This window comes from Intrasporangium sp. (assembly GCF_035280925.1).
Taxonomy (GTDB): Bacteria; Actinomycetota; Actinomycetes; order Actinomycetales; family Dermatophilaceae; genus Intrasporangium.
Genome location: NZ_DATEEY010000089.1, coordinates 1 through 2,806, shown reverse-complemented (window position 1 = coordinate 2,806; position 2,806 = coordinate 1). Strand labels below are relative to the sequence as shown.

General features: G+C 68.5%; 2 protein-coding genes. One reads left to right on the top strand and one right to left on the bottom strand.

Annotation, left to right across the window (positions count from 1 at the left end; genetic code table 11):
- Window positions 1-72: 72 nt before the first annotated feature.
- Window positions 73-1,185: a PLP-dependent cysteine synthase family protein gene (locus VJN29_RS09160; protein WP_324143317.1), complete on the top strand. Its 1,113-nt coding sequence runs from the start codon at window positions 73-75 to the stop codon at window positions 1,183-1,185.
- A 124-nt stretch (window positions 1,186-1,309) separates the two neighbouring features.
- Here the strand turns inward: VJN29_RS09160 and VJN29_RS09155 are convergent, their stop codons facing one another.
- Complete coding sequence (locus VJN29_RS09155) at window positions 1,310-2,167, bottom strand: hypothetical protein (RefSeq protein ID WP_324143316.1); 858 nt, start codon at window positions 2,165-2,167, stop codon at window positions 1,310-1,312.
- Window positions 2,168-2,806: the final 639 nt, after the last annotated feature.

Genomic DNA, 2,806 nt, shown 5'->3' with positions numbered 1-2,806 from the left:
GCTCCCAATCGGCTCTGACATGGCGCGGCGCTAAGTTGGGCCTATCCGCGTACCCGGCCAAGGAGGGCCGCGATGTCAAGCACCACGCCCGCGCCCATCATCGACACCGTCCCGCGAACCGGGCCGGACCGCGGCTGGGTGTCCTGGGCGATCCGGCACCTGCGGGCCGATGCCATGCGTACGTCGGACACCCACCTGCACAAAGTGCACCTGCCGGGATGCGACCGGGTGGATCTCTACCTCAAGGACGAGTCGACGCATCCCACCGGCAGCCTCAAGCACCGGCTCGCGCGGTCGCTGTTCCTCTACGGGCTCTGCAACGGTGTCATCGGCCCGGAGACGACGGTCGTTGAGGCATCGAGCGGGTCGACCGCGGTCAGCGAGGCGCACTTCGCGCGAATGCTGGGGGTGCCGTTCGTGGCGGTGATGGCCGACTCCACGAGCCCGGAGAAGATTGCCCTGATCGAGCGCGAGGGCGGCACATGCCATCTCGTCGCTGACGCCGGCGCGGTCTACGAGGTGGCGCAGCGGCTCGCCGAGGCCTCGGGTGGGCTCTACCTGGACCAGTTCAGCAACGCGGAAAGAGCGACGGACTGGCGCGGCAACAACAACATTGCGGAGTCGATCTTCGAGCAGCTGGCGCTGGAGGCCCATCCGGTCCCGACGTGGGTCGTCGTGGGCGCCGGCACCGGTGGCACCTCGGCCACGATCGGCCGATACGTCCGCTATCTCGCCCTGGAGACGAGGGTCTGCGTCGTAGACCCGGAGGGGTCGGCCTTCCTGCCCGCGTGGCAGGGCGATGCGTCACCCGCGGCGGCTCGCGGCTCGCGGATCGAAGGCATCGGGAGGCCTCGGGTCGAACCGAGTTTCCTGCCCGCGGTCGTGGACCGGATGCTCGGCGTGCCCGACGCGGCATCGCTCGCGGCGATGCGTTTCCTCCGTGAGCGCACCGGCATCCATGCCGGCCCCTCGACGGGGACCAACGTCTACGGTGCGCTGTTCCTGGCCTGCGAGATGGAGCGAGCCGGCGAGAGCGGCAGCATCGTGTCGTTGGTGTGCGACCGCGGCGACCGTTACGAGCTGACCTACGGCTGCGAGGACTGGCTGCTCGAGCGTGGGCTCGATGTGGCGCCATCCCTCCCGGTAGTCGAATCCGCTTGGGACAAGGGCATCTGGCTGGGCTGACCCCGCTACCCCGATCAGTCCTCGATCGTGCCGTCGTCGAGCGACCGAGAGGAAGACCTCGTGAAGCCCTGCATCGCGACGATGCGCCTTTCCGCCGCTGTCGGCGGTACTGGGGGGCCGGGAATCACTGCCCGTTGACCGGTTGCCACGCCGGCTGCCCGTCGAACCCGGGCGCCTTCGTCAGGGCTCGACGTGAACCGGTCTCGACATCGACGACGTAGACGTCCCAAGAACCTTCCGCGTCTGAGTAGTACGCGAGCGACCGGCCGTCCGGCGACCATCGTGGCCGTTCCTCCGACGCGGATTCGGCGACAACCGAGCGCCCCTCGGTTCCGTCCACGGCCACGACGGCGATGTCGAAGCCGGTCGCGGTCACAATGTTGTACGCCAGCCTCGACCCGTCGAGGGTCCACGCCGGGTTGATGCCACGGACCGGCCGCGGAAGGAGCGGCTCCTCGACGCCGGTGTCCGGGTCGACCGCGCGGAGCTCGGGCGCGCCGCTGCGCGTGGTCGCGAAGCCGATCCGCGAGCCGTCCGGCGACCACTGCGGCTTGTCGTCCAGCCCGGGCGAGTTCACCAGCTGGCGGACGTTCGATCCGTCGACGTCCATCACGAAGATGTCCCAGTCGCCGTCGCGGTTGGAGCTGAAGGCCAGTCGACGACTGTCAGGCGACCAGCTCGGGTAGAAGTTGGCGGCCGCGTCGCGGGTGATCTGCGTCAGTCCAGACCCATCCGGGGAAATCAGGTAGATGTCGCTCGTGCTCGGCGTCCCGGCGTTGAACGCCAGCCGTCGCCCGTCCATCGACCAAGCCGGGTGGGAGACCGGCGGCAGCTCCTCGGTCAGCCGGCGCACCTCGGTGCCGTTCGCCTGCATCACGTAGAGCGCCTCGACGCCCTCGCGATCGGAGACGAACGCAATGAGTCCGGCCGGGTTCGTGGACGGCGGTTGCGGTGAAGCGTGCTGCGGCGAGGTCTCGGGCATTGGCTCCGACGCCGTGCACCCCAGCGCCGCGCATCCCAGGACGCCGGCAAGCAGCGTGGAGCGTAGCAACCGCGGCCCGTGCACTATCCGCACGACCTGAGTGTCGCGGTCGACGCGACGGCCTGCCAAGTGACCGCGCACTTCCGTGTCCGAAGCGTTGCGCCACAAGATCTCTGGTCGGCGACCTTGAGCTCCTGAGCCACGTCGTGGCCCGGCGGCCCTGCTGAGCCACGCGGGGACTGGAACCCCACCAGTTCCCCACTGACAGTCGCGAACGCCGTCCGGAGCCGAGTCAACGTGACCTCGCCAGACCACAGCAGAAGGGACTCTGACCGGCGTTGACGCTGGTCAGAGGCCCTTCGGATCACATGGTGGCAGGTGAAGGATTCGAACCTGCGTAGCTTTCGCGACGGATTTACAGCCCGGGGCGCTCCCGGCGCTGACCGGTGGGGAGTCCGTCGAATGCCAAACTTCCGCACAATTTCGACACTGCCGTTCGGCCGGTCCCGTAGCCAGTCGGTCATCAACGGACTCGCAAGCTGGGCGCCATGACCGCGCGTCTTACCGCCCAGATAGGGCTAGCGTCACAACGCCCAATCAGAGCGGGCGGCTCAACGCCCATATGGATAGGACGCGTTC

Coding starts and splice junctions, on each gene's coding strand:
- VJN29_RS09155 (WP_324143316.1), bottom strand. CDS start 2,167: ATGCCCGAGACCTCGCCGCAGCACGCTTCACCGCAACCGCCGTCCACG.
- VJN29_RS09160 (WP_324143317.1), top strand. CDS start 73: ATGTCAAGCACCACGCCCGCGCCCATCATCGACACCGTCCCGCGAACC.